The following is a 25,745-nucleotide window of genomic DNA, read 5'->3' on the forward strand; positions in this document are numbered from 1 at the left end:
TTGTGGAAAAATCATAAATGAATATTGAATAATGTTAACTGCCATTAATATTTATTTTTGTAACGTTATGTGTGCTGACAATTGTGTGCATTGCGGAATATGAGACATCGAATAGCTGGAGAATATACTTAAATAGTTTTTAACCACTCCTGGGCTTGTTGTACGCTGCACGCAAACGGGCAGGTTCGGGGATGGAAATGTTGAAGCGTCTACCTTTGGTTACCAAGCTGGTCCTGGCGATCGCCGCCGTGCTGATCGTGGGGCTGACGGCCGGGTTGCTGGCCATCACCGACACCAGCGGGGACCATACGGACAAGCTGTCGTTGGAGGTGGGCGAGGGTATCGGGCAGCATAATGCCGCCCTGGTCGAACGCCGGCTGAACGACGCCATGGATGTCAGCCGCTTCATGGCCTCCTCCGTGCTGAGCATGAAGGCGGTGGGGATGACCAACCGGGTACAGTTGAACGCCTGGCTAAAGGGCCTGCTGGAGACCAATCCCGGCCTGCTGGGTGTATGGGTGGGGATGGAGCCCAACGCGCTGGACGGCAAGGATGCGGCTTCCGTCAACAGCCCCGGCAGCGACGCCACCGGCCGTTTCATTCCCTATTGGAACCGGGGAACGGGAAGTGCCACGCTGGAACCCCTGGTGAGCTATGACGATCCCGGCCCGGACGGCAATTATTACCAGCTGGCGAAGCGGTCGCTGAAGGAAGTGGTGATCGAGCCCTATATCTACAATGTGGGCGGCAAGTCGGTGCTGATGATGTCGTTGGTCGTGCCCATCATCGAGAATGGCAAGTTCATCGGCAATGCGGGTGTCGACCTGACCACCGATGGCATCTGGGACGATCTGAAATCCGCCAAGCCGTTCGGTACGGGTGCCGTCTTCCTGATCTCCAACGAGGGCAAGTGGGTCGGCTATGCCAACCGCGAGGCCCTGGGCAAACCCATCGTCGAGACCAACGAGAAGCTGAAGAACGCGCTTGCCCCCATCAAGGAGGGCAAGGAATTCCAGCAGCTCTCCTTCTCCAAGAGCTTGCAGACCGAGGTGCGGCAGCTGTTCCTGCCCATCCGCGTCGGTGCGGCCACCACGCCCTGGGCCATCCTGGTCAACCTGCCGATGAACAAGATCGAGCAGCCCAAGCATGAATTGCGCGATGTCATCCTGATCGGCGCGGTGGTGCTGACCCTGGCGCTGCTGCTGGCCCTGTTCTTGTCGACGCGGGCCATCGTGGGGCTGCCGTTGCGCCGCATCATCAACACGGTGCAGGCGTTGACCACAGGCAACAACCAGGTGGAGGTGACGGACCGCGACCGTGGGGACGAGATCGGCGCCATCAACCAGGCGCTGCAGCTGTTCAAGGAGAATGCCGGCCGCGTGGCGGAGATGGAACAGCAGCGCCGTCGTGACGAGCAGGAGGCGGCCGACCGTCGCCGCCAGGAACTGAACCGCCTGGCCGATGATTTCCAGGGCTCCGTCGGGGAAGTGGTGACGGCCGTGGGTGAGCAATCCGAACAGATCCGTGGCGATTCCGAGGCCTTGTCGGCCATCGCCACCCAGACCAATTCCCAGGCCACCGCCGTGGCCAACGCCGCCGACATTGCCAATGCCAATGTGCAGACCGTGGCGGCGGCGGCCGAGGAACTGGCCCGGTCGATCGAGGAGATCAACCAGCGCATCACCGAAAGCTCGCGCATGGCCACCGACGCGGTGAATGAGGTGGAGCGCACCAACAGCACCGTGGCCGGCCTGGCCGATGCAGCACAGAAGATTGGCGACGTGGTCAACCTGATCCAGTCGATCGCGGCCCAGACCAATCTGCTGGCGCTGAATGCGACCATCGAGGCGGCCCGTGCCGGGGAGGCCGGCAAGGGCTTCGCCGTGGTTGCGTCGGAGGTGAAGAACCTGGCCAACCAGACGGCCAAGGCGACGGAGGATATCTCCGCCCAGATCGCCCAGATGCAGGCTGTATCCGGCAATGCCGTGGTCGCCATCCAGTCCATCGGCCGCACGGTGATGGGTATCAGCGAGACGGTGACCACCATCGCGGCGGCCGCCGAGGAACAGGGTGCCGCCACGCGGGAGATCAGCCGCAATGTCCAGGAGGCGGCGACGGGCACGCAGGAAGTGTCGCACACCATCCAGGGCGTGACCCGGGCGGCCAGCGAGACGGGCAGCCTGGCCAGCGAGGCGCGCCAGGCGTCCGACGCGCTGTCACAGCAGGCGGTGGAGCTGCGCCGGCAGGTGGAACGGTTCGTGGCGGGCATCCGGGGGTAAACCCCTCACGCCCCGGCGGGTGGTACTCCCATCCGCCGGGGTGCTGTGTTACCCCTGTTGGCGACAAAACCAACAAAGGGCAGTCCTTCCATGCCGTTCCCCCTGAAGCGATCCATCACCGCCGTACTGCTGGCCTTCACCGCCCTGTCATCGGCCCATGCGGCCACCACCTATGTCCAGGCCGACCGTATGGTCGATGTGGCCAGCGGCAAGGTCGTGGACAAGCCGGCCCTGATCATCACCGATGGGCGCATCACGGCGGTGGGGGGGCAAGGGGCCGTGGCGGTGCCGGAGGGCGCGATACGGCTGGACCTGACGGGCATGACCATTCTGCCCGGCCTGATCGACATGCATGTCCACCTGACCGGCCGGCACGACATGCACGGCTATGAAGGGTTGGCCGAGTCCACAGGGGATGAGACCATCAACGGCGTCATCCATGCCGAAAAGACGCTGCTGGCCGGATTCACTACGGCGCGCAACCTCGGTGCTGCCGGCTTCACCGACGTGGCCCTGCGCCGAGCGCTGGCCGACAACCGGCTGAAGGGCCCGCGCCTCTATGTCTCCGGCCCGTCCATCGGCGCCACCGGCGGCCATTGCGACAACAACCTGCTGCCGCCGGAATATGAGGCGCATAGCCAGGGGGCCGCCGACGGCCCCTGGGGCGTGGTCAAGAAGGTGCGCGAGGTGAAGAAATATGGCGCCGACCTGATCAAGATCTGCGCCACCGGCGGCGTGCTGTCCAAGGGCACGCAGGTCGGCGCCCAGCAATTGGCGCAAGAGGAACTGGACGCCATCGTGGCGGAGGCCAAACGCCTGGGCCTGAAGGTGGCCGCCCATGCCCATGGCACGGCCGGCATCAAAGCCGCTATCCGCGCCGGGGTGGACACGGTGGAACATGCTAGCTTCCTGGACGATGAAGGCATCAAGCTGGCCAAGGAGCGCGGCACCTACCTGTCCATGGATATCTACAACACCGAATACATCCTGTCGGCGGGAGAGGCGGCGGGGTTCCTGCCGGAAAGCCTGGCCAAGGAACGCGTGGTCGGCAAGACCCAGCGTGAAAGCTTCACTCGCGCCGTGAAGGCCGGGGTGAAGATGGTGTTCGGCAGCGACGCCGGCGTCTATCCCCATGGCGACAATGGCATGCAGTTCGCCCGCATGGTGACCTTCGGCATGACGCCGATGCAGGCGATCCAGGCGGCCACGGTGAACGCCGCCGACGCGCTGGGGGCGTCCGGAGACATCGGTACGCTGGCGGTCGGCCGCTATGGTGACCTGATCGCGGTGAAGGGCGATCCGCTGACCGATATCAGCCTGCTGGAAAAGGTGGATGTCGTCGTCAAGGGTGGCGAGGTCATGAAGGGCGGGCTGTAACCAGTTCCGCCGCCCGATGCCCGGATTGCACCGCCCCCTCGATGGTGGCGGGCAGGCCGGTATCGGTCCAGTCCCCGGCCAGGAACAGGTTGCGCGCCAGGCGCGGGCCGGGACGGAGACGTTCCTGGTCCGGCGTGGCGGCGAAGGTGGCGCGCTTTTCCTTCACGATGCGGCCGGAGTCGGGCGAGGCCGGGTCAAGGCCGAGTGCTCCGGCCACATCGCGCCAGAGCAAAGCCAGCAGGTCATCCGTGGGACGGTCGATGATGGCGTCGGCGGCGCTGACCGTCACCGACACGACGTCGCCCCGCAGGAACAGCCATTCCGCCATCCCGCCCACTAGTCCCAGCAGGTGGTGACCACCAGGCAGGCAGACGGGCCGATCCAGCCGGAAATGGGCGTTCATGATGGCATGGAACCGATTGGGGACTGGTAGATCGGGCAAGAGGCGGGCCGTCGCCTCCGGCGGTAGAGCCAGGACGACATGGTCGTCCACCCGTAAACCGATTCCATCGGTTCCAAAATCCAGTGCCACGGCCAGGCCATCCTGTGCGCGGTGCAATGTCTTCAGGCGTTGGCCGAACCGGATATCAGCCCCATGCCGTAGCAGGAAAGCCAGAGCCGGATCGACCAGCGCGGCGGACAGACCGCCGGGGCCCGCGATCCAAGGGCGGCAGGCCTCGGCCCCGCGCAGCAGGGTACGCCGGAACACGGACCAGAGCAGCCGGGCGGAACCTTCAGTATAGGGCGTATTGAGGATGCTGACGGCAAACGGCTTCCACAGCCGTTTGGTCAAGGGATGATCGACCGGCAGCAGGTCGGCCACGGTACGGGTGCGCCCGGCGAAGGCCAGATTCAGCACGGCCAGATAATCGGTGAGGCTTGTATCCGGTACACGGCGGGACGGATCGGCCAGCCAGAGGGGCAGAGGGCCGGAGCCGGGGCGTAGGGTCCAGAGCGTATGGGGGGTCTCATCTCTGCCGTCATTCCGGCGAAAGCCGGAACCCAGGGGCGGCATGTCGGACCCGTCGACAGCGTTGCCCGAAGCGGCGTAGAGGCTTGATCCTGTGGCCCCTGGGTCCCGGCTTTCGCCGGGATGACGGAGAGAAGGGGGCAATTCCATGAACGGAATGTCCACCGGATCCCAGGTCAACAACCCGTCACGACCGCCGATCCGATCCAGATAGGCCATACATTCCCGGTTCGCGCCCAGGATCAGATGGTTGCCATTGTCGATGATCCGGTCCAAATGCCCGTCGTGCCAGGACCGGCAGCGGCCACCGGCATGGTCGGTAGCCTCGTGCAGCACCACCCGGCGGCCGGCCTTTGCCACGGCAGTGGCACAGGCCAGACCCGACAGGCCAGCGCCCACGACATGGACAATTCCCCCCATTGGACCGTTCACAGGCGCGGCGGGCGGCCCAGGGCGCAGGACAGGGCCACGCTGATCTTCTCCCACTTGCCCAGGCGGGGGCGGTGGGACAGGGCGTCCGGCCCCCACCCGCGCTGGCGCAGGCGCACCAGGATGCGATGATACAGCACCATCATCGCGGCGGCGGGCCACAGCTTGCGGTGCGGCTGTTTCAGCAGGCCGGCGGCTTGGACGAAGGCGGCCTCCGCCTTGCAGGCCATGGCCTCGCAGACCTCCGGCAGGGCCGGATCGGACAGCAGGGCGACGGGGTCGGACTGCACCGCATAGACATCGATGCCGGCATCCTCCAGCATCTCCTCCGGCAGGTAGCAGCGGCCGTCGCGCGCATCCTCCTCCACATCGCGCAGGATGTTGGTGAGCTGCAGCGCTTCACCCAAGGCCAAGGCGAAGGCATCGGCGCTGGCATCGCCACGGCCGAAGACGCGCACGGCCAGCAGGCCCACGGCACCGGCCACCCGGCGGCAATATTGCGCCAGCTGGCCCAGAGACGGTGCGCGGATCGGCCCGTCCACATCCATCATCATGCCGTCGATGACGGCCTGGAATTCCGCCTGGGGCAGGTTGTAGCGGCGTACGGCGGCGGCCAGGTCGCGCAGGCGGCCATGGTGGCGGCCCGTGGCGGGCATGCCGTACATGGCATCGATGCGGCGCTGCCAGTCGGTCAGCGAGCCGCGCTTGACCTCGGTATTCTCCGTCCCGTCGGCGATATCGTCCACCGCACGGCAGAATCCATAGATGGCGAACATCGCCCGGCGCTTGCGCTTGCCCAGCAGGCGCATGGGCCAGTAGAAGGTCGATGTGCCATAGCTGCCGGCCTTGGCCAGACCGCTCGCCGGCGACAGGCGTGGCGGGCGGCGCGACATGCCGCGCAGCACGCCCAGCAGCACCGCCCCCAGCCGGCTGAAGGCGCCGACCTGCACCTTGCCGGCCAGCGGGTCGCGGCGGCGCAACTGCTTAGAAAGCGCAATGGCCATTTCCACGATGACCGCCGATTCCATGCGCAGGCCGGGATTGGCGATCAGGCGGGGCAGGGCGCTGGCCCGGCGCAGCAGCGAATCGACATTGTCCAGGGTGCGGTCGATGACGGCGCGCACCGGCGGCGTCGCCTCCGTTTCCACCAGATGTTCGACTGATCCCCCCGCTTCCTTGAACCAGGCGGTGGGCAGATAGCAGCGGCCCAGTTCCACCCAGTCATGCCGGCAATCCTGGATATGGTTCAGGATCTGCAAAGCGGTGCACAGCGCATCCGACGCGGGGGCGGCATTGATGCCCTCCCCATGCAGTTCCAGGAGGAAGCGGCCCACGGGGTTGGCGGAATAGCGGCAATAAAGGACCAGGTCCTGCCAGGTCTTGCAGTGGCTGCCCATGGCGTCGCGGCGGAAGGCCTGCAAAAGCTGGCGGGCATGGATGCCGGATACGCCGGTGGCGGTCTGCGTGGCCTTCAGGGTCAGGGCCGGGGCCAGCCAGGGCTGGTTGCCGATGCCGCTGACCAGGGCGCGTTCCAGCGCATCCAACTGGGCGATCTTCATGTCGGGATCGACATGCGGGTCGTCGGCAATGTCGTCGGCAAGCCGCGCGAAGGCGTAGAACGCCATGACATGCGGGCGATAGGGCGCCGGGATCAGCCGGGAAGCGACCGGAAAATTCTCCCCCTCCGCGCCCTTGCGGGCGGCGGGATCGCCCGGTTGGGCGGGGTTCTGCGCGGACAGGCGGAATTCGGCCATGGGTCGGGCGGGGCTCTGTCGTCGGTCGGGAGGCTACTCTGCCACGACAAAGGGACATGTAGAAGTGGCGATAATGCGGCGTAATCGTCGGGATATGACAAACCCCGCCGGAAGGCTCCGGCGGGGCTGTATCATGCTTCAGGTCCGGATTTGCAGCCGCCGGTCATTTCCATGACCGGCGGAGGCCGGCGACTGCCGGCCCGCCGCACGTGCGGCGCAAGCCAAGGGCGCGGATGCGCCCGCCCGGCGCCTGAGGGAGCTTAAATAACCGCGCCAGCGGTGATCTTGGCCAGACGGGCGTTCACGGCGTCCCAATTGACCGTGTTCCACCAGGCGGCCAGATAGTCCGGACGGCGGTTCTGGTACTTCAGGTAATAGGCGTGTTCCCACACGTCGTTGCCGAACAGGACGGGCGTGCCGTTGAACAGCGGCGTGTCCTGGTTCGGCTGGGCGACGATGGCCAGCTTGCCGGCGGTATCGGCGGTGACGAACACCCAGCCGGAGCCGAACTGCTTGGTCCCGGCCTCGTTGAACTTCTTCTTGAAGTCCTCGAAGCTGCCGAAATCGCGGGTGATGGCGCTGCCCACGTCACCGGTCGGGTCGCCGCCGCCATTGGGGCCCATGATCGACCAGAACATGGAATGGTTGGCGTGACCGCCGCCATTGTTGCGCACTGCGGTGCGGATGCTCTCCGGCAGTTCGCCCAGGCGCTTCAGCAGGTCTTCCAGCGACAGGCCCTGCAGCTGGCTGTGGTCGGCCAGGGCATTGTTCAGGTTGTTGATATAGGCCTGATGATGCTTGCCATGGTGCGTGGCCATGGTCAGCGCGTCGATATGCGGCTCCAGCGCCGCGGTGTCGTAAGTCAGTGCCGGCAGGGTGAAGGCCATGATGATGGCTCCTGTTCTCTCTGGGGGTTGTGCCGCCCCTGACGCGGGGGCGGCCGGACACGGAGATGAGAGATACGACCGCGCCGCGCACCGGTCAACCCGCTCTACCCCCGAATAATTGTTCTACCAACCATGGGAGCGGATAGGCTTTCCGGCCAAGGCCATAACGCCTATAAGGCGGCGTCACCCCCCATTGGATTAAAGCGATAATGGCGCCGCCCGCCCTGTCCGCCTGTGCCGAGGCGGTCCGCAAGCATGATAATGACCGGTTTCTGGCAGCACTTTTTGCCCCCGCCGCCAGCCGCGAGGACCTGTTCGCGCTTTACGCCTTCAACCATGAGGTGGCGAAGACCCGCGAGGTGGTGACCGAACCCACCCTGGGGCAGATCCGCCTGCAATGGTGGCGGGAGAGCATCGAGGGTGCATTCGCAGGCAATCCCCGCCGGCATGAGGTGGTGGAGCCGCTGGCAGCCGCCATCGCCCGACATCAGCTGGACCGTGCGCAGTTCGATTTGCTGATCGATGGGCGCGAGGCCGATCTGGATGACGAGGCGCCGGCCGACCTAGATTGCCTGGTCAGCTACGCCCAGGTGACCGGCGCGCCTTTGACCCGGCTGGCCTGCCAAGTGCTGGGCGCGCGCGACCAGACGGCCATGGAGGTGGCAAGGCTGGTCGGCACGGCCTGGGCCCTGACCGGCATCCTGCGCGCCACACCCTTCCTGGCGCGCGGCCACCGGTCGCGCCTGCCTTTGACGCTGATGGCGGAAAACGGGGTGACGGAACCGGCCCTGTTCGACCTGAAACCGGAGCCGGGTCTGGCCAAGGTGGTGGAAGGGGTGGCCGATACGGCCCATGCTCTGCTGGCCGAGGCACGGCGCCTGCGCGGACAGGTGCCGAAGGCGGCATTGCCCGCCCTGTTGCCGGCGACGCTGGCCGGTCATCATCTCGGCCGGCTGCGCAAGGCGGGGTACGACCCGCTGGCACCGGAACTGCTGCGCCCCAGCGTGTGGCGGCCGATCGCCGTGGGCTGGGCAGCGACGACAGGGCGGTGGTAACCCCAAAACCAAACCGCCCCGGAAGGGGGACCTTCCGGGGCGGTTGTCGGGATCATTCCGGGCTGGCGGCGTCGCCGTCGGTTTCCGGCGTGCCCATCATGGCGCCGGCCACGATGCCGGCATTGGCACGGATCTTCTGTTCGATGCTGTCGGCTACGGCCGGGTTGGTGCGCAGGAAGGTCTTGGCGTTCTCACGCCCCTGGCCGATGCGCTGCCCGTCATAGGAGAACCAGGAGCCGGACTTGTCGACCACGCCGGCCTGGATGCCCAGGTCGAGCAGTTCGCCGACCTTCGACACGCCCTCGCCATACATGATGTCGAATTCGACGACCCGGAAGGGCGGGGCCATCTTGTTCTTCACCACCTTCACGCGGGTCTGGTTGCCCGTCACCGTCTCCCGGTCCTTGATGGCGCCGATGCGGCGAATATCCAGGCGGACGGAAGCATAGAATTTCAGCGCGTTGCCGCCCGTCGTCGTTTCCGGGTTGCCGAACATCACGCCGATCTTCAGGCGGATCTGGTTGATGAAGATCACCAGGCAGCGCGACTTGGAGATGGAACTGGTCAGCTTGCGCAGCGCCTGGCTCATCAGGCGGGCATGCAGGCCGACATGGCTGTCGCCCATCTCGCCTTCCAGTTCGGCGCGCGGCACCAGGGCGGCGACCGAGTCCACCACCAGCACGTCGATGGCGCCGGAACGCACCAGCGTGTCGGCGATTTCCAGCGCCTGTTCACCGGCGTCGGGCTGGGAGATCAGCAATTCGTCCACATCCACGCCCAGCTTGCGGGCATAGGAGGGGTCCAGCGCATGTTCGGCATCGACGAAGGCGCAGACGCCGCCATTCTTCTGGGCCTGGGCGATGGCATGCAGGGCCAGCGTGGTCTTGCCCGAGCTTTCAGGCCCGTAGATCTCGATGATGCGGCCACGCGGAAGGCCGCCGATACCCAGCGCGATGTCGAGGCCGAGCGAGCCCGTGGAAACCACCTCCGTCTCCGTCAATGCCTCCTTGGCACCGAGCTTCATGATCGAGCCCTTGCCGAAGGCCCGTTCGATCTGGCCCAGAGCGGCATCCAGAGCTTTTTGTTTGTCCATGGGTGTTTCAACCAGACGGAGTGGAGCAGCCGACATTATTGTCCCCTTCCTTCTCGCACGGATGTGCATGCGCGTTCAACTGCACCTGTTGTACATTCTTTGTTCTCGTCCGCCAAGCGCAAATGTTCTCATTCTGTTCACTTTGTTCCGCCCTGTCCGTAAGAACATGAACAAAGTTCAGATGCGATGGGGCGCGAAATCGCCTATGCTGGCGGCTCTATAAAGGCAGGCAGGTCCACGGCATGTCGATTTCGGGCGGGAATCACTCTTTGACCGGGCGCTGGCTGCTGCCGGCCCTGGCGGCGTTTGCCTGCACCGTGCCGGCCGGGGCGCAGAACAAACAGGAGAAGCCGAAGCCGCCGCCCGCCATGGAGCAGGAGGTAATCGTCACGGGCCGCCGCGACGGGGAACCCGATTTCCAGGAACAGCAGGAATTTCATGCCCAGGAATATCGCCGGCTGAAGGATATCTACGATCCCGACCCGCTGCCTGTGATCCGTAGCGACCGGCTGGTCCGCATGCCGGAGGCGATCAGCAGCACGGTGCAGGGCAAGCCGACCCTGACGGAGAAACAATGGTGAGTGCGGTTGCCGATCTGGTTCGCGCGGCGGAAGCGACGGGTGACGCGGCGCAGGCGCTGGCCCTGTGGCGGCAGGTGCTGGCGGCCGATCCTGTCCATGCCATCGCCTTGCTGAGCCTGGGCGATGCGGCCCGGCGGGCCGGACGCGCGCGGGAAGCGGACGAAATGCTGTCGCGCGCCGTGGCGGCGGCACCGGGGCTGGTGCCCGCACGTTGCGCGCTGGCCAACCTGCTGCTGCATGAGGGGCGGACGGGCGAGGCAGGCGCCCACCTGGCCGTGGCGGCGGAGCGCGGGCCCGGCATCGCCTATGTCTGGCGGGATATCGGCCTGCTGCGCCGGGTGACCGGCGATCCGGCCGGTGCCCTGGCAGCGTTCGAACGCTGCCTGGAACTGGCGCCGGGTGATGCGGCGGCGGGGCTGGGCCGGTCGCTGGCCCTGCTGCGGCTGGGGCGCTGGGGAGAGGGGTTCGCGGGGTACCGCCACCGCTGGTCGGTTGCCGTCCGCCCACCCCGGCATCAGCAGATACCCGTCTGGCAAGGGGAGAACCCGGTCGGCAGGCGTATCCTGGTTTGGGACGAGCAGGGGGCCGGCGACACCATCATGTGTGTGCGTCTGGTACGCGTGCTGATGGCGGCAGGGGCACAGGTGGTGCTGGAGGCGCCGGCGGCGTTGAGCCCCCTGTTCGCCGATGGGCGGCATGGAACATTGGTGGAACGGGGGGGCGAGGTGCCGCCGGTGGATATGCAGGTGCCGCTGCTGGATCTGCCCGGCCTGCTGGGGCTGGAACCATCCGCCATTCCCTGGGAGGGGCCTTACATATCCGGGCAGGCGGAATTGACCGCTATCTGGGGTGAAAGGCTGGCGCGGCGGGGCAACCGGCCGCGCATCGGTATCAGCTGGGCCGGCAACCCAGCCCATCCGGGGGATTTCTGGCGCACGCCGGGGCTGGCGTCGCTGCTGCCGCTTTTGTCACGGACGGGGGCCGACTGGTATGCGCTGCAGGTGGCCAGCGGGCGGGAGGAATTGCGCGACACCAAGCTGCCCGGCCATGTCACCGACTTGGGCGCCGAGATCGGCAGCTGGGCCGATACGGCCGCCATCCTGCCACACCTGGACCTGCTGATCACGCCCGACAGCGCCCTGGCGCATCTGGCGGGTGCCATGGGGCGGCCGGTCTGGACCCTGATCGCCACGGATACCGACTGGCGCTGGCTGGAGGCATCGCCCAAGACCGGCTGGTACCCGTCCATGCGCCTGTTCCGGCAGAAGGGTTGCGGCGACTGGGCCGGGGTTGTGGCGCGGGTGGGCGTGGCCCTGCCGGCTTGATCCGGTGCGGCAGGCAGGGCACCATCACTCGTTGCAGCCCCGCCATGATGATCGCCGGAGACGGACTTGGACCTGAACAGCCTGACCACGGCCTTCGACATGCTGACCGACGGCGTGGCGATGTTCGACGCCGGGGAACGGCTGGTCCTGGCCAACCCCGCCTTCAAGGCTTTGTTCCCGGTCACGGCGGCGCAGATGGTGCCCGGCGTGTCGTTCGAGACGCTGCTGCGCTATGGCATCGAGGCGGGCGACAATCTGCATGCCCAGGGCCGCGACATGGAAGCCTATGTCGCCGACCGCATGCGCAATTTCCGCCAGCCCACGGGTGTGCCGGTGGAGTTCCTGCTGTCGGACGGGCGCTGGATCCGTGTGCATGACCAGCGGCTGCCGCAAGGCGGGACCCTGTGCATGCGTACCGACATCACCGAACTGAAGCGCCGCGAGTCGGACCTGGGCGACAGCGAACAGCGCTATCGCCAGCTGGTCGATCTGTCACCCGACGGCATCGCCGTGCATGACGCACAGGGGCGGGGCCGCTTCATCAACCGGGCGGGGCGCGCCATTCTGGGCATCGGGTCGGATGAAGCGGCGGCCGGCTTCAACGTCATGGATGTCACCACCGAGGAGATGCGGCCCCTGGCCGAGATGCTGATGCGCCGGGTGGTAGGGGGGGAGCCGCTGCACCAGATGCGCATCGATCTGCGCAGCCTGGATGGGCGCGACCTGACCGTTGCCCTGTCGGCCGTGCCGTTCCAGGGTGGGGGGGAACGGCTGGTCATGTGCCTGTTCCGCGACGTCACGCATGAGGCGGCCTCAAGCTTGCGCCTGCGCGAGAGCGAGGCGCGGGCCCGGTCGATCCTGGACAGCGCGCTGGACTGCATCGTTTCCATCGACGAGGACGGCTATATCCTGGAGTTCAACCCGGCGGCGGAGCGCACGTTCGGCTGGCAGCGGGGCGACGCCGTCGGCAGGCGGATGAGCGACCTGATCGTGCCGCCGCAGCATCGCGATGGCCATGACAACGGCTTGGCGCGGCTGAAGAATGGTGGCAGCGGCACCATGCTGGGCCGGCGCGTGGAGATCGAGGCGCTGCGCCGCGACGGGGTAGTGATCCCCGTGGAACTGGCCATCACCGCGGTGCCGCTGGGGCCGGGCCAGCGCTATACCGCCTATCTGCGCGACATCACCGAACGCCGTCAGGCCGAGCGCGAGATATGGGAAAAGACACGCATCCTGGACAGCATGATGGACAATGTCGGCATCGGCATCGAGGTCTATGACGCCGACGGCCATCTGCTGGTGGCCAACCGCATGGTATCGGAACTGCTGGACATCCCGCCGGGCTTCATGGTGCCGGGGCTGAAGGACCGCGACCTGGTGATCCTGCTGGCCCAGCAGGGTGAATATCCGGGCGAGACGGTGGAGGAGAGCGTCGCCGATTACGACCGCATCCGCCATGACGGCATCTATTTCAACGAGCGGCAGCGGCCCAACGGCACCTGGCTGCAGGTCCGCCATTTCCCCATGCCGGGCGGCGGATTCGTGGTTTTGTTCGCCGATGTGACGGAGCAGAAGAAGCTGGAGAGCCAGCTGCTCCAGGCCCAGAAGATGGAAGCGCTGGGACAGCTGGCTGGCGGCATCGCGCATGATTTCAACAATATCCTGTCGGTGATCGGCGGTTATGCCGGCATGGCCAGGCAGGGCGTGGCCAAGGACAGTGCGCAGGCCGGATACCTGGCCAAGATCGGGCAGGGGGTGGAACGGGCTGCGGCCCTGACCCGCGAATTGCTGACCTTCTCCCGCCAGAAGGTGGCGCGGACGGAGGTGATCGACCTGGGTGGGGTTCTGCGCGGGCAGGAATTCCTGCTGAAGCCGCTGCTTGGGGCCACGATCGAGCTGTCGGTGCAGGTGCCGGACGCGCCCGCCTGGGTTGCCATCGATCCCGACATGGCGGCCCAAGCCCTGCTGAACCTGGCGATCAATGCCCGTGACGCCATGCCGGGCGGTGGGCCGCTGTCGGTGCGGCTGGAAAAGGTGGAAGGACAGGCGCCGCCGGGGCTGGAGGTCGGGGATTACGCCATCCTGTCGGTCACCGACCGGGGGACGGGCATGCCGCCGGAACTGCTGGACCGCATCTTCGACCCGTTCTTCACCACCAAGCCGCCGGGCCAGGGCACGGGCCTGGGACTGGCCATGGTCTATGGCACGGTGAAGCAGGCGGGCGGCACCATCCTGGTGGAAAGCCAGCCGGGGCGGGGCACCTGCTTCTCCCTCTGGCTGCCCTTGTCGGCGGCACCGGCGGCGACCGTTCCCCTGGTGCCCAGCGCCCGGATCGCGGCGGCCGATGCGAGGCCGGCGACCATCCTGGTGGCGGAGGATGAGCCGGAACTGCTTACCCTGGTGTCGGGGTTCCTGGAACGCGACGGCCACGCGGTGCGCCGTGCCGCCGACGGGGTGGAGGCGCTGGAACGGTTCGAGGAGGGGGGCATCGACCTCTTGCTGACCGATCTGGTGATGCCTGCCCTGGGTGGGGTGCGGCTGGCGCATCTGGTAACGGAACTGGACCCGGATGTGGTCGTGCTGTTCATGACCGGATATCCCGGCCGCGGCCATGTGGAGGTTGAGGATTTGCCACCCGACATCCCCGTGCTTTACAAGCCCATCGACCCTGAGACCCTGTGCCGGGCCGTGGCGGATGCCCTGGCCAAGCGGAGACGCGCATGACCCGAATGTACATGCCGGAGGACCCGATCAAGTCCCTGCGCATCCTGGTGGTGGAAGACCAGCAGCAGACCCGCGTCTGGATCGCCGACGTGCTGAAACAGATGGGCGTGCGCGAGGTGCAGACGGCCAATGACGGGTCGGAGGCGCTGGACATCGTGCATCGCGATCCGGCTGGGGTGGACCTGATCATCTGCGACTGGGCGATGCCGCGCATGAACGGCATGGACCTTTTGGCATCGGTGCGCAATCTGCGGCCCAACTTGCCCTTCATCATGGAGACGGGCCACGGAACCAAGGACCATGTGCTGGCCGCCCGCGCCCAGGGCGTGGATGCCTTCATCGTCAAGCCCTACAGCGCCGCCCAGCTGGAGGTACGCATCCGCACGCTTGCCAAGAATATCCGGCCGCGGGCGGGAGGTTCGCTATGAGCATGGATGCTCCCCTGGGTCTGATCTGTGCGGTGCCGGAGGAGATCGGGCATTTTCGCGACGAGATCGATGATCGCGACACCGAGGAACTGGCCGGGTTCCGCTTCCTGCGCGGGCAGGTGGCGGGACGCGATGTGGTGCTGGTCGAGGCCGGGATCGGCAAGGTGAATGCCGCGGTGGTGGGGACCCTGCTGCTGCACCGGTTCGGTGTGCGCGGCCTGTTGTTCTCCGGTGTGGCGGGCGGGCTGGACCCGGCATTGGAAGTGGGTGACGTGGTCATCGCCGACCGGCTGGTCCAGCATGATTACGGGGCACTGGCCGGCGGACGGCTGAAGCCGTACCAGCCGGGCGTGCCGCCGCTGCCGGGATTCGATGATAGCCATGGCTATCCGCTGGCCGATGGCATGGCGGCGCGCATCGCGACGGCCCTGGACGGGGTTGCGCTGACCGGCATGCCGGGATCGGTGCGGGTACCGGTCTGGCGTTTCGGCACGGTGCTGACCGGCGATCATTTCCTGAACTGCGCCGACACGCGTCAGGACCTGTATGCCCGGTTCCAGGCACAGGCGGTGGAGATGGAGGGGGCGGCCCTGGCCCAGGTGGCAGCCCGGTTCGCCGCCCCGCTGGTGGTGGTCCGTGCCCTGTCCGATCTGGCCGGCAGCGACAGTCACCTGGATTTCCCCACCTTCGCCCGCACCGCCGCCGTCAACGCCGCCGGCATCGTGCGGCGTATCGTGCCGGTGATGTGAGGGGCTAAAAAACCTGGCAAAGCTGCCGACAGGCGATGCCGGACCCGTCCGTTGAAGGAATGGGTCCGGCAAAACCCGAAGGGAGCAACCTTAATGAGTATCAGCAGCATCAGCAGCATCAGCAGCAATGCCTATGCGTCGGCCGGCGTCAGCCGCCAGCAGAAAGCCCAGGAGCGGTTCGAGGCGGCCGACGCCGACAAGTCGGGTGCACTGTCGCTGGAGGAATTCCAGGCGGCCGGACCGAAGGATGCGGACAAGGCCGGCCGGAGCGGTGGCAACCGCCCCAGTGCCGAGGAAATGTTCGCCAAGATGGACAGCGATGGCGACGGCTCCCTCACCCAGACGGAGATGGAGACGGCGTTCCAGAGCATGCGCTCGGAAACCAAGGGCGCCCTGCTGGCCGCACAGGAAGAATCCTCCGGTGGATTCGGCGGCACGCAGGGTGCGGGTGGTCCCCCGCCCGGTGGCCCGCCGCCGGGTGGCGGGGCCGGTGGTCCGCCCCCGGGTGGTCCGCCGCCGGGCGGTGAGGGCGGACAGCAGGCCGAAGGCAGCAGCGACAGCAACAGTGTCAGCAGCCTGCTCTCCAGCAGCACCAGCAGTGAAGAGGATGAGGATGATCCGCTGAGCACCCTGATCAGCCAGCTGCAGACCGCCATCAACAGCTATGCCAGCAAGAGCAGCGCCAACAGCAGCAGCACGACCAGCCAGGCTGCTTGATCCCGAGAGCGGTTTTCCAGTGACTGGAAAACCGCTCTGGCGGTGGCTGCCGCCGCGCGCCACATGGTGCGTAAGCCCCAGCCCGCCTATGTAGGCGCCGGCGATTGAGGGACAGCTTACCTTTGGTCCGGCTGGGAATTCGCATGCCTTCAGCCGGGCCATACGGGGGTGGTAACGCCCCTGCTACTTGGGGGACGGCCGGACCGCATAGATGCGGCCTTTCGGCCTCCCCCATATTTTTCAGCAGGTTATAAGCCGATCCTCCCCTTGCATGCCCTTGGCTTTGCGGTCAGACTACCCATCTGTCCTTCGACACGAGACCAAGCTAGAGGCAAAAAATGGCCAAGGCACCCGCCATCAATATCGGCATCACCGACGAAAACCGCGCCCAGATCGCCGACGGTCTGTCGCGCCTGCTGGCGGACAGCTACACGCTGTTCCTGAAGACCCACAATTTCCATTGGAACGTCACCGGCCCGATGTTCAACACGCTGCACGCCATGTTCATGGCGCAGTATACGGAACTGTTCACGGCCGTGGACGAGGTGGCGGAACGTATCCGCGCCCTGGGCTTCCATGCGCCCGGCAGCTATGGCCAGTTCGCCAAGCTGACCAAGGTGGAAGAGGAGCCCGACGTTCCCAACGCCCAGGATATGATCCGGCAGCTTGTTACGGGCCACGAGACCGTGGCCCGTACCGCCCGTACCCTGTTCCCAATCGCTGAAGAGGCGAATGACGAGCCGACGGCCGACCTCTTGACCCAGCGCATGCAGGTGCACGAAAAGACTGCCTGGATGCTGCGTTCCCTGCTGGAATAGTCGGAGACCGAATTACCAATGTCGATGTTCAAGACAGCGCCGCTTTCCGCGGCGCTGATTTTTTTTCGCCTGTGTCGTAAGCCCTGTTGCCGCACAGAATTCCGCATTGCCCGCCGGGGTGGAGGCCATGCTGCGCCAGGCCGCCGGGCGTGACAGTGCCGCCCTGGATCTGACCGGTGCCCTGCGCAAGGACCGCAAGGAAGCCGAGCGCGCCGTGAAGCGTCAGGCGGCCTCCAGCCTGTTCGCCGGATGGTCGGGCGATGCGGAGGCCGGCGCGTCGCTGTCCACCGGCAACAGCGATGACAAGAGCCTGTCACTGCGCGTCGACCTGTTGAAGGAAACGGTGAAATGGCGGCATGAGGTGACGGCGGGTGCGGACCTGCAGCGCGCCGCAGGCGAGACGTCCAAGGAACGATTCGAGGCCGGGTACGGGGCGAACTACTTCATCAATCCGCGTTTCTACGCCGCGTCCGAAGTGGGCTGGGAACGCGACACCTTTGCCGGCTACCGCCACCGCGTGACGGAAACGGTGGGTGCCGGTTATGTGGTGACGGGCGGCGCCTGTCGGTGGAAGGCGGTCCCGGTACCCGGCACACGTTCCTGGTGGACACGCCGGACGAGCCCAATGTGGAACATGAGGTCGTCTTCCGCGCCGCCGCCGATTTCACCCAGGACCTGTCCGACAGCGCCAAGTTCGCCCAGTCGGTGAAGGCGCTGCTGGGCGCCAAGAACACGACGATCGAGGCGACGAGCAGCCTGACGGCCCGCATCAACGCCCTGTTCTCCGCCCGCGTGGCCGTCACCCTGCGGCATGAGACAGACCCGCCGGACGATCGCAAGCAGACCGACACCTTGAGCCGGGCGACGCTGGTCTATACCTTCTAACGCTGGTTCCCAGCCGAGGCGGGTCGATCGATGCTGATGATGATCCTGATCCCGCTGCTGGCCTGGATCGCCTATGTCGTCTGGTTCCGGCGGGGGCAGGAACGCTTCCTGTTCCCGCCCGACCGGCGCCCGATGGTGCTGGCCGATGCTGGCATTCCCGATTTCCACAATGTCTGGACGTCGACGGGCGGCGGTACATCGCTGGAAGGCTGGCACCTGCCGGCGGAAGGGTTTACCAAGCCGACGATCCTGATTTTACCGGGTCGGCTGCAACATCCGGGCACTTGCGGGCCATTGGCAAGGCTGCTGGCCGATGCCGGGTTCGGGGTGCTGCTGGCGGGCCTGCGCGGGCAGGGCGGCAATCCGGGCGCGGCAGGGCAGTTGGAATGGGCGGAGGATGCAGGCGCTTGGGCCGATTTCCTGGTAAAGCGTGGCGTATCGGGCGGGCGGCTGGTGCTGTACGGGCGCGATACAGGTGCCTTGCTGGCGGCCGGGCTGGCGGCGGAACGGTCGGTGGCACGGCTGGTGCTGGAGGCACCGTTCACTTCGATGGCAGAGCTGCTGGAACGGCGGCTGCCCTTTCTGCCGTTGCGGTCGCTGCTGCACCACCGGTTTGAGGCGGCATCGATATTGGCCCAGGTGCAGGCGCCCACACTGATCCTGCATGCGGGGGGGGACCGGCAGATACCGGTGGCGCTGGGGCAGCGGCTGGACCGGCTGGTGACGGCACCGCTGCAGGTATTCCGGCCCGATGGCGTTGCGGCCGATGACCTGCTGGCGAGGGGGGGCGGGGAGGTGCTGCTGTCCTTCCTGGATGCTTCCGGCGCAAGCCCGCAAGGACCGACCCTGGAGCAGGAAAAGCCCTCCGGTGGCCGATCCCTGGTGGTACGGGACTAGAAACGCACGCGTTCATGGCCGCTTCGCTGTACCGGGCATGGACAGGCCGTCCCTCCCCACGGTAAAACCCACACCCCAATTGTCGTGATCCCAAGTCAGGCCGTTCCCCCATGTCCAAGAAGACCGTCAACGAAATCCGTTCCACGTTCCTCGACTATTTCGGGAAGAACGGCCACGCCATTGTCGACAGCTCGCCGCTGGTTCCGCGCAACGATCCGACGCTGATGTTCACGAACGCCGGCATGGTGCAGTTCAAGAACGTCTTCACGGGTCAGGAGCAGCGCCCCTACAGCCGCGCCACCACCTCGCAGAAATGTGTGCGCGCCGGCGGCAAGCATAACGACCTGGACAATGTCGGCTTCACGGCCCGCCATCACACCTTCTTCGAGATGCTGGGCAATTTCTCCTTCGGTGATTATTTCAAGGCCGACGCCATCGAGATGGCCTGGAACCTGATCACCAAGGAATTCGGCATCCCCGGCGACAAGCTGACCACCACCGTCTTCCATAATGATGACGAGGCGTTCGACCTGTGGAAGAAGATCGCCGGCCTGCCGGAGGATCGCATCATCCGCATCCCGACCTCGGACAATTTCTGGATGATGGGCGACACCGGCCCCTGCGGCCCGTGCTCCGAGATTTTCTTCGACCATGGCGAGCACATCCCCGGCGGCCCGCCGGGCAGCCCGGATCAGGATGGCGACCGGTTCATCGAGATTTGGAACCTGGTGTTCATGCAGTATGAACAGCTGCCGTCCAAGGATGGCGGGTTCGAGCGGGTGGCCCTGCCCAAGCCGTCGATCGATACCGGCATGGGCATGGAACGCCTAGCCGCCGTGATGCAGGGCGTGCACGACAATTACGATATCGACCTGTTCCAGGGCCTGCTGGAGGCCTCGGCCGAAGCGACCGGCGCGTCGCTGAAGGGTCCGCAGGCCACCTCGCACCGGGTCATCGCCGACCATCTGCGCTCCTGCTCCTTCCTGATCGCCGATGGCGTTATGCCGTCGAACGAGGGCCGCGGTTACGTCCTGCGCCGCATTATGCGTCGCGCAATGCGTCACGCCCATATGCTGGGCGCCAAGGATCCGGTGATGCACCGTCTGGTGCCGGCCCTGGTGCGCGAGATGGGCGGCCATTATGCCGAGCTGGTGCGCGCCCAGGCCCTGATCACCGAGACGCTGCGCCTGGAAGAGACCCGCTTCAAGCAGACGCTGGACCGTGGTCTGAAGCTGCTGGACGAGGCCGAGGCGCCGCTGGCCGCCGATCAGGCGCTGCCGGGCAATGTCGCCTTTACGCTGTACGATACCTACGGCTTCCCGCTGGATCTGACCCAGGACGTGCTGCGCACCCGCAACCGTCCGGTCGACGTGGAGGGCTTCAACGCCGCCATGGAGGAACAGCGCAAGAAGGCCCGTGCCGCCTGGTCCGGCTCCGGTGAAGCGGCAACCGAACGCGTCTGGTTCGAGCTGAAGGACGAGCTGGGCGCCACCGAGTTCCTGGGTTACGACACCGAAGCCGCCGAGGGTGCGGTCACCGCCATCCTGGACAAGGAAGGCAACCGCGTCACCAATGCCGCCGAGGGTTCGGAAGTTCTGGTCGTCGTCAACCAGACCCCGTTCTATGGCGAAAGCGGCGGTCAGGTCGGCGATGCCGGCCTGATGATCTCCGCCAAGGGTGCGGAAGTCGCCATCCGCGATGTGCAGAAGAAGCTGGGCGCGGTGTTCGTCCATATCGGCACGGTGACCAAGGGCAGCCTGGCCGTGGGCGATGCCGTAGAGCTGAAGGTCGATGGCGGCCGTCGTGGTGCGATCCGCGCCAACCATTCCGCTACCCACCTGCTGCATGAGGCGCTGCGTCGTCGTCTTGGTGATCATGTCACCCAGAAGGGCTCCCTGGTCTCGGCCGACCGTCTGCGCTTCGACATTTCCCAGCCCACGCCGCTGGCCGCCAATGATGTGGCCGATGTCGAAGCGGCGGTGAATGCCCGCATCCGTGGCAATAGCGAGGTCACCACCCGCCTGATGACGCCGGATGCCGCCATCGCCGTCGGCGCCATGGCCCTGTTCGGGGAAAAGTATGGGGAGGAGGTGCGCGTCGTTTCCATGGGCGGCACCGATGATGGCGCCAACAAGGAATTCTCCGTCGAACTGTGCGGTGGCGTGCATGTCCGCCGCACCGGCGATATCGGCCTGTTCAAGATCGTGTCCGAAGGGGCGGTTGCCGCCGGTATCCGCCGTATCGAGGCGCTGACCGGTGCGGGCGCGCTGGCCTATCTGGAGCAGCAGGAAGGCCGCCTGCTGGACACCGCCCAGGCGCTGAAGGTGCCGGCCGGCGAGGTGGTGGCCAAGGTCGCCAGCCTGCTGGACGAACGCCGCAAGATGGAAAAGGAACTGGCCGACCTGCGCCGTCAGGTGGCGCTGGGCGGCGGTGGTTCCGGTGGGGCCGCCGAGGTCAAGCAGATCAACGGTCTGGGCTTCATCGGCCGTGTCGTCGCCGACCTGCCGGCCAAGGATCTGAAGCCGTTCGCCGATGAGCTGAAGAAGCAGGTGGGCACCGGTGTCGTCGTCGCCATCGCGGTGGCCGATGGCAAGGCATCGGTCGTGGTCGGTGTCACCGAGGATGCGGTGGGCAAGGCCAGCGCGGTCGACCTGGTCCGCGTCGCGGCGGCAGCCCTGGGTGGCAAGGGCGGCGGCGGCCGCCCCGACATGGCCCAGGCCGGCGGTCCCGACGGGGACAAGGCGGCCGATGCCATCGCGGCGGTGGAAGCGGCTTTAGCGGGTTGAGGGAGAATGACGGCGGATGAACCGGAGAGTTTTCCGCCGCCGCCTTTCTGGCGGACACGTTATTGCGCGTTCGAGGTGATGGCCCGAGCTGAACGGCGTGCCATCATGCCTGAGATGATCCTGTCCGTTCTGGACAGCCCAGTCCGCAGGCTGGCGCAACCCAACGGTCGTGTGCGATATTGGGGACTGGTCAGGGAACTGGGCGGATATCTGAGCGTCATCACGCTGGGCGATGGCCGAACGGTCCACACCTACTATGTTGATGAGGAGTTCAGGCCATGAGCAGCAACGCCGTCTCCTATGACCAGTCGACGGACAGTCTTTATGTAAAGATTCGTCCCGGCACGTCCGTCCGGCAGCGCTACGATGATGCCCGTGACGTCATCATCGACCTGGGTGCTGATGGTGAACCGGTCGGTTACGATATCCAGTTCGCCAGCAAACATGCTGATGTGATTGCCGAAGCACTGACCTTGTTGCAGAACTATTCACGATTGGCCGCCTGACAGAAAGGAGGTTCCCATCGACAGCCAGATGCCCACCCCGCAGGCATTGATCGGCACATGGCGCCGTTTCGGTCCCTTGGGGCCGGTCTATGAGGTGCTTTCAGCCGACGGTCAGTTAGATGGCGGTGACCGCACAATGCGCATCCGCGTCGTGGAAAGCGGTGAAGAACTGGATTATCGGCTGTCCGAAATCCTTGATGATCCGCGGGATCGTTGATGTTTGCCGCTGGTCGGATTTCACCGGCATCGTGAAATCCCCCTGACGTTCACGCCCGCTCCACCTCTTCCAGCGCCCAGTCGAAGGCGCGTTCATCGCCTTCGTCGCCCGGCAGGCTTACATCCTCGTCCAGCGTTTCCAGCGTGATGCGCAGGCGCTGTGTCGGCTCGATGCCCAGCCGCATCAGTATGTCGGGTAGTTGCGCTGGCGTGATGTCCTGCAGAACCTGTCGCATGTCCGGTCCCCCTGGCTGGCTGATTTCAGGGTAGCCATTCCGGACCGTTCCGGCAATGATGCCGCGCGGATCAATTGCCGGACCAGCGAAGACCCATGACCCGTTTCCAAGGTACCCAGGATTACGTCGCCACCGATGACCTTCGCGTCGCCGTGAATGCCGCGATCACCTTGCAGCGGCCGCTGCTGGTGAAGGGAGAGCCGGGGACGGGCAAGACCGTGCTGGCGCAGGAGGTGGCCAAGGCCCTTGGCCGGCCGCTGATGTCCTGGAACGTCAAATCCACGACCAAGGCCCAGCAGGGGCTTTACGAATATGACGCCGTGTCCCGCTTGCGTGACAGCCAGTTGGGCGATCCGCGCGTCAAGGATATCAAGAATTACATCCGCAAGGGCCCGCTCTGGACGGCGTTCGAGGCGGAGAACCCGCCCGTCCTGCTGATCGACGAGATCGACAAGGCCGATATCGAGTTTCCCAACGACCTGCTGCAGGAACTCGACCGCATGGAATTCTTCGTCTACGAGACGGGGGAGACCATCAAGGCGGCCAAGCGCCCGGTGGTGATCATCACGTCGAACAATGAGAAGGAACTGCCCGACGCCTTCCTGCGCCGCTGCTTCTTCCATTATATCCGCTTCCCCGACGCCGACACGATGGCCCGCATCGTGGAGGTGCATTTCCCCGACCTGAAGGCCGAATTGCTACGCGACGCGCTGACCCTGTTCTATGAGGTGCGCGAGGTGCCGGGCCTGAAAAAGAAGCCCAGCACGTCGGAACTGCTGGACTGGATCCGCCTGCTGCTGGTGGAGGATGTGTCGCCGGAAACATTGCGCCAGCGTGACCCGAAGAAGCTGATCCCGCCGCTGCACGGCGCCTTGCTGAAGAACGAGCAGGATGTGCACCTGTTCGAACGGCTGGCCTTCCTGGCGCGCCGGAACAATCAAGGGTAACTGGGGTCTGTTGGGGTGAGGCGTAGCCGAACCCCAACAGACCCCGCTATATCTCCCCGAAACTCTGCACCAGCGACCCGACGATCAGATACCAGCCATCGATCAGCACGAAGAAGATCAGTTTGAACGGCAGTGATATCATCGCTGGTGGCAGCATCATCATGCCCATGGCCATCAGCACCGATGACACCACCATGTCGATCACCAGGAAAGGCACGAAGACCAGGAACCCGATCTCGAACGACCGCTTCAGTTCCGACAGCATGAAGGCGGGGATCAGCACATGGACGGGGACATCCTTGGGCTCCGCCACGGGTGCGGTCTTCGACATGTCCATGAAAAGCTGAAGGTCGCGCTCGCGCACATGGCGCATCATGAAGGCGTGGAACGGCTCCACCGATCGTTTGAAGGCGGTGATCTCGTCCACCTCCTCATTGATCAGGGGGCGGATGCCGCGCTCGTACGAGGCCTGCAGGGTCGGCGCCATGATGAAGAAGGTCAGGAACATGGCCAGGCTGACCAGCACCTGGTTGGGCGGCACCTGCATCGTGCCCATGGCGGAGCGCAGGAAGCTGAGCACGATGGTGATGCGCACGAAACAGGTCATCATGATCAGGATGCTGGGCGCCAGCGACAGCACCGTCAGCAGCATGACGAACTGGATGATGCGGCCGGTGCCGCTGGCCCCCTGGTCACCCAGGTCCAGCGACAGGCTCTGTGCCGCCGCCGGTTCCGCCAGCAACAGTATGGCGGCGGCAAGCGGCAGGGCGCGCCGGCACAGCAGGTTCAGCGAACGGCCCATCGTCATGATGCGGAACCCACCTTGTCCTGGCGGTCCAGCACCGCCCTGAAATCACCCGGAACGGACGTGGCGGCCGGCGGAATGATCCCCGTCTCCACCACCCGGTCCTCACCCGTACCCAGAAGCAACAAATGTTCCACCCCGTCGCGCCGCACCAGCACCAGCCGGCGGCGGGCATCCAGCGCCATCACCTCCACCACACTCAGCCGCTTGTCACCCTTGCGGCGCACGGCCAGACCGGCGGCGGGACCATAGCGGCGCAGCAGCAGGGCGAAGCCCGCGATCAGCACCAGCACCAGTCCCAGCGCCAGGACAAGGCGCACATAATTGGACGCGTCCATGCCTCAATCCTTGCTGGAGCGATAGGCCTGGGTGGCGCGCATGCGGGTGGCATGCGCCTCCCGCCCGCCCAGCTTGTCGCCATGCACACGCTCCAGCGTGCCCGCCACCTGATCCAGGGCGGTCAGCACCTGTTCCAGCTTGGGCAGCAGTGAGCGCGCCTGGGCCGGCGGCAATGCCAGGATCGTGTCCAGGATCGGCTTCACCTCACGCTCCAGCCCGTAGAGATCGACCATCTCCCCCCCGGCCAGCGTCTGCTCCCCGCCGGTCAGCAGGGAAAGCAGGCTGTCCAGCGTCTGGTCGATATCGTCCGGGGCGGGCAGGGTGGGGATGGTGGGGTTCTCTGTCATGGTCCCGTCGGCTGATCCAGGGGCGTCTGGTCAAGTTCCCCGGCGCGTTCATGCCAGGTTCCATTGGCACTGTTATCCAACGTGCCATTGGCACGATAAACATGGGCAAGGATTTCCGCCACGGCGGCGATGGCTTCAATGGGAATTTCGCTTTCCACATCAACGGCGGCAAGGATTTCCGCCAGGTCGGCATCGGTGCGCACCTTCACCCCATGGGCGAAGGCCAGTTCCAGGATCTGGTCGGCCACCGCACCCCGACCGCTGGCCACCACACGCGGAAGGTTGGGATCGCCCCGTTCATGCCGCAGGGCCACCGCCACCTGTCGGCGGGCGGGCGGGGGCGGGGGGCTGTCGGGGGGCGGGTGCAAAGGGATGGCCTCGTCCACAAACGCCGTTCCGGGCACGAAACCACCCTTGCGGCTGAAAGCATCCTAGCAGATGACATCGTGCGGTGCAGCCGGCTTGATAGGTGCGATTTCACGTTCCTCGCGCCATCACTTGCGCTATGATGGGAATGAAAACCGATCCGGTTCTCCCGGTCCCATGACCGGCTTCCCGCAAAAGGCGGGCCGGGCCCCTGAAAATCAGCCCCGGA

At 65.8% G+C, this 25,745-nt stretch carries 27 protein-coding genes; 18 read left to right on the plus strand and 9 right to left on the minus strand.

Translation table 11 applies throughout. From position 1 onward, the window contains the following. Window positions 1-197: 197 nt before the first annotated feature. Entirely contained in the window at window positions 198-2,279 is a 2,082-nt protein-coding gene (locus tag ACM9HJ_RS12850) for a methyl-accepting chemotaxis protein (protein ID WP_416572131.1), read from the plus strand. Window positions 2,280-2,369: 90 nt separating this feature from the next. Further along, window positions 2,370-3,656, plus strand: coding sequence for an amidohydrolase family protein (locus ACM9HJ_RS12855; RefSeq protein ID WP_416572132.1), 1,287 nt, complete (start codon window positions 2,370-2,372; stop codon window positions 3,654-3,656). Here ACM9HJ_RS12855 and ACM9HJ_RS12860 read toward each other — a convergent pair. The 3 genes from ACM9HJ_RS12860 to ACM9HJ_RS12870 all read right to left on the minus strand — a co-directional run bounded on the left by ACM9HJ_RS12860 (window position 3,637) and on the right by ACM9HJ_RS12870 (window position 7,696). Continuing rightward, window positions 3,637-5,046, minus strand: coding sequence for a hydroxysqualene dehydroxylase (locus tag ACM9HJ_RS12860; protein WP_416572133.1), 1,410 nt, complete (start codon window positions 5,044-5,046; stop codon window positions 3,637-3,639). The two genes, ACM9HJ_RS12855 and ACM9HJ_RS12860, sit on opposite strands and share 20 nt — an antisense overlap. Before the next feature lie 8 nt (window positions 5,047-5,054). After that, window positions 5,055-6,809 (minus strand): squalene/phytoene synthase family protein, encoded by a 1,755-nt coding sequence (locus ACM9HJ_RS12865; RefSeq protein ID WP_416572134.1) that lies wholly within the window; start codon window positions 6,807-6,809, stop codon window positions 5,055-5,057. Between the two features lie 260 nt (window positions 6,810-7,069). After that, window positions 7,070-7,696, minus strand: coding sequence for a superoxide dismutase (locus tag ACM9HJ_RS12870; RefSeq protein WP_416572135.1), 627 nt, complete (start codon window positions 7,694-7,696; stop codon window positions 7,070-7,072). A 209-nt stretch (window positions 7,697-7,905) separates the two neighbouring features. Between ACM9HJ_RS12870 and ACM9HJ_RS12875 the strand changes: the two genes are divergently transcribed. Then, complete coding sequence (locus tag ACM9HJ_RS12875) at window positions 7,906-8,751, plus strand: phytoene/squalene synthase family protein (RefSeq protein WP_416572136.1); 846 nt, start codon at window positions 7,906-7,908, stop codon at window positions 8,749-8,751. Between the two features lie 52 nt (window positions 8,752-8,803). On the opposite strand, the gene recA is transcribed toward ACM9HJ_RS12875, so the two are convergent. Continuing rightward, window positions 8,804-9,880, minus strand: a complete 1,077-nt coding sequence (recA, locus tag ACM9HJ_RS12880) for a recombinase RecA (protein ID WP_102111475.1) — start codon at window positions 9,878-9,880, stop codon at window positions 8,804-8,806. Between the two features lie 233 nt (window positions 9,881-10,113). Between recA and ACM9HJ_RS12885 the strand changes: the two genes are divergently transcribed. The 14 genes from ACM9HJ_RS12885 to ACM9HJ_RS12950 all read left to right on the plus strand — a co-directional run bounded on the left by ACM9HJ_RS12885 (window position 10,114) and on the right by ACM9HJ_RS12950 (window position 22,477). Continuing rightward, entirely contained in the window at window positions 10,114-10,425 is a 312-nt protein-coding gene (locus tag ACM9HJ_RS12885; protein WP_416572137.1) for a hypothetical protein, read from the plus strand. Beyond that, window positions 10,419-11,750 carry a tetratricopeptide repeat protein gene (locus ACM9HJ_RS12890; protein ID WP_416572138.1) on the plus strand — a complete coding sequence of 444 codons (1,332 nt, stop codon included), beginning with the start codon at window positions 10,419-10,421 and terminating at the stop codon, window positions 11,748-11,750. The genes ACM9HJ_RS12885 and ACM9HJ_RS12890 overlap by 7 nt, the downstream gene beginning before the upstream one ends. Before the next feature lie 66 nt (window positions 11,751-11,816). Continuing rightward, window positions 11,817-14,474, plus strand: coding sequence for a PAS-domain containing protein (locus tag ACM9HJ_RS12895; RefSeq protein WP_416572139.1), 2,658 nt, complete (start codon window positions 11,817-11,819; stop codon window positions 14,472-14,474). Further along, complete coding sequence (locus ACM9HJ_RS12900; protein ID WP_416572140.1) at window positions 14,471-14,902, plus strand: response regulator; 432 nt, start codon at window positions 14,471-14,473, stop codon at window positions 14,900-14,902. Before ACM9HJ_RS12895 ends, ACM9HJ_RS12900 begins: the two co-directional genes overlap by 4 nt. Then, window positions 14,899-15,651 carry a 5'-methylthioadenosine/adenosylhomocysteine nucleosidase gene (locus ACM9HJ_RS12905; RefSeq protein ID WP_416572141.1) on the plus strand — a complete coding sequence of 251 codons (753 nt, stop codon included), beginning with the start codon at window positions 14,899-14,901 and terminating at the stop codon, window positions 15,649-15,651. Before ACM9HJ_RS12900 ends, ACM9HJ_RS12905 begins: the two co-directional genes overlap by 4 nt. 93 nt (window positions 15,652-15,744) lie before the next feature. Beyond that, on the plus strand, window positions 15,745-16,368 hold the full coding sequence (locus ACM9HJ_RS12910; RefSeq protein ID WP_416572142.1) for an EF-hand domain-containing protein: 624 nt from the start codon (window positions 15,745-15,747) through the stop codon (window positions 16,366-16,368). A gap of 338 nt (window positions 16,369-16,706) precedes the next feature. Continuing rightward, a complete protein-coding gene (locus ACM9HJ_RS12915; protein ID WP_416572143.1) occupies window positions 16,707-17,186 on the plus strand; it encodes a Dps family protein in 480 nt (159 codons plus the stop codon). 127 nt (window positions 17,187-17,313) lie between these two features. Further along, entirely contained in the window at window positions 17,314-17,895 is a 582-nt protein-coding gene (locus tag ACM9HJ_RS12920) for a DUF481 domain-containing protein (RefSeq protein ID WP_416572144.1), read from the plus strand. Beyond that, complete coding sequence (locus ACM9HJ_RS12925) at window positions 17,790-18,071, plus strand: DUF481 domain-containing protein (protein WP_416572145.1); 282 nt, start codon at window positions 17,790-17,792, stop codon at window positions 18,069-18,071. Before ACM9HJ_RS12920 ends, ACM9HJ_RS12925 begins: the two co-directional genes overlap by 106 nt. A 30-nt stretch (window positions 18,072-18,101) precedes the next feature. After that, the gene (locus tag ACM9HJ_RS12930; protein WP_416572146.1) at window positions 18,102-18,968 is read left to right on the plus strand and encodes an alpha/beta hydrolase; all 867 of its coding nucleotides are present in this window, start codon (window positions 18,102-18,104) and stop codon (window positions 18,966-18,968) included. A 110-nt stretch (window positions 18,969-19,078) separates the two neighbouring features. After that, entirely contained in the window at window positions 19,079-21,754 is a 2,676-nt protein-coding gene (alaS, locus tag ACM9HJ_RS12935; RefSeq protein ID WP_416572147.1) for an alanine--tRNA ligase, read from the plus strand. Between the two features lie 6 nt (window positions 21,755-21,760). Next, a complete protein-coding gene (locus ACM9HJ_RS12940; RefSeq protein WP_416572148.1) occupies window positions 21,761-22,036 on the plus strand; it encodes a hypothetical protein in 276 nt (91 codons plus the stop codon). Then, entirely contained in the window at window positions 22,033-22,260 is a 228-nt protein-coding gene (locus ACM9HJ_RS12945; protein ID WP_416572149.1) for a DUF2283 domain-containing protein, read from the plus strand. Before ACM9HJ_RS12940 ends, ACM9HJ_RS12945 begins: the two co-directional genes overlap by 4 nt. A gap of 28 nt (window positions 22,261-22,288) precedes the next feature. Continuing rightward, window positions 22,289-22,477, plus strand: a complete 189-nt coding sequence (locus ACM9HJ_RS12950) for a DUF5397 family protein (protein WP_416572150.1) — start codon at window positions 22,289-22,291, stop codon at window positions 22,475-22,477. A gap of 49 nt (window positions 22,478-22,526) precedes the next feature. On the opposite strand, the gene ACM9HJ_RS12955 is transcribed toward ACM9HJ_RS12950, so the two are convergent. Further along, window positions 22,527-22,712: a hypothetical protein gene (locus tag ACM9HJ_RS12955; RefSeq protein ID WP_416572151.1), complete on the minus strand. Its 186-nt coding sequence runs from the start codon at window positions 22,710-22,712 to the stop codon at window positions 22,527-22,529. Between the two features lie 95 nt (window positions 22,713-22,807). On the opposite strand from ACM9HJ_RS12955, the gene ACM9HJ_RS12960 reads away from it, so the two are divergent. Continuing rightward, on the plus strand, window positions 22,808-23,659 hold the full coding sequence (locus ACM9HJ_RS12960) for an AAA family ATPase (protein ID WP_416572152.1): 852 nt from the start codon (window positions 22,808-22,810) through the stop codon (window positions 23,657-23,659). 46 nt (window positions 23,660-23,705) lie between these two features. Here ACM9HJ_RS12960 and fliP read toward each other — a convergent pair whose 3' ends face one another. From fliP to ACM9HJ_RS12980, 4 genes are read right to left on the minus strand one after another with little or no spacing between them, the layout of a single operon-like run. Continuing rightward, window positions 23,706-24,467: a flagellar type III secretion system pore protein FliP gene (gene fliP / locus ACM9HJ_RS12965; RefSeq protein ID WP_416572153.1), complete on the minus strand. Its 762-nt coding sequence runs from the start codon at window positions 24,465-24,467 to the stop codon at window positions 23,706-23,708. Then, window positions 24,464-24,802 carry a flagellar biosynthetic protein FliO gene (locus tag ACM9HJ_RS12970; RefSeq protein ID WP_416572154.1) on the minus strand — a complete coding sequence of 113 codons (339 nt, stop codon included), beginning with the start codon at window positions 24,800-24,802 and terminating at the stop codon, window positions 24,464-24,466. The genes fliP and ACM9HJ_RS12970 overlap by 4 nt, the downstream gene beginning before the upstream one ends. 3 nt (window positions 24,803-24,805) lie before the next feature. Next, on the minus strand, window positions 24,806-25,150 hold the full coding sequence (locus ACM9HJ_RS12975; protein ID WP_416572155.1) for a hypothetical protein: 345 nt from the start codon (window positions 25,148-25,150) through the stop codon (window positions 24,806-24,808). Further along, window positions 25,147-25,536, minus strand: coding sequence for an EscU/YscU/HrcU family type III secretion system export apparatus switch protein (locus ACM9HJ_RS12980; protein WP_416572156.1), 390 nt, complete (start codon window positions 25,534-25,536; stop codon window positions 25,147-25,149). The genes ACM9HJ_RS12975 and ACM9HJ_RS12980 overlap by 4 nt, the downstream gene beginning before the upstream one ends. Window positions 25,537-25,745 lie beyond the last annotated feature (209 nt).

It is taken from the genome of Niveispirillum sp. KHB5.9 (assembly GCF_048066115.1).
GTDB lineage: Bacteria > Pseudomonadota > Alphaproteobacteria > Azospirillales > Azospirillaceae > Niveispirillum.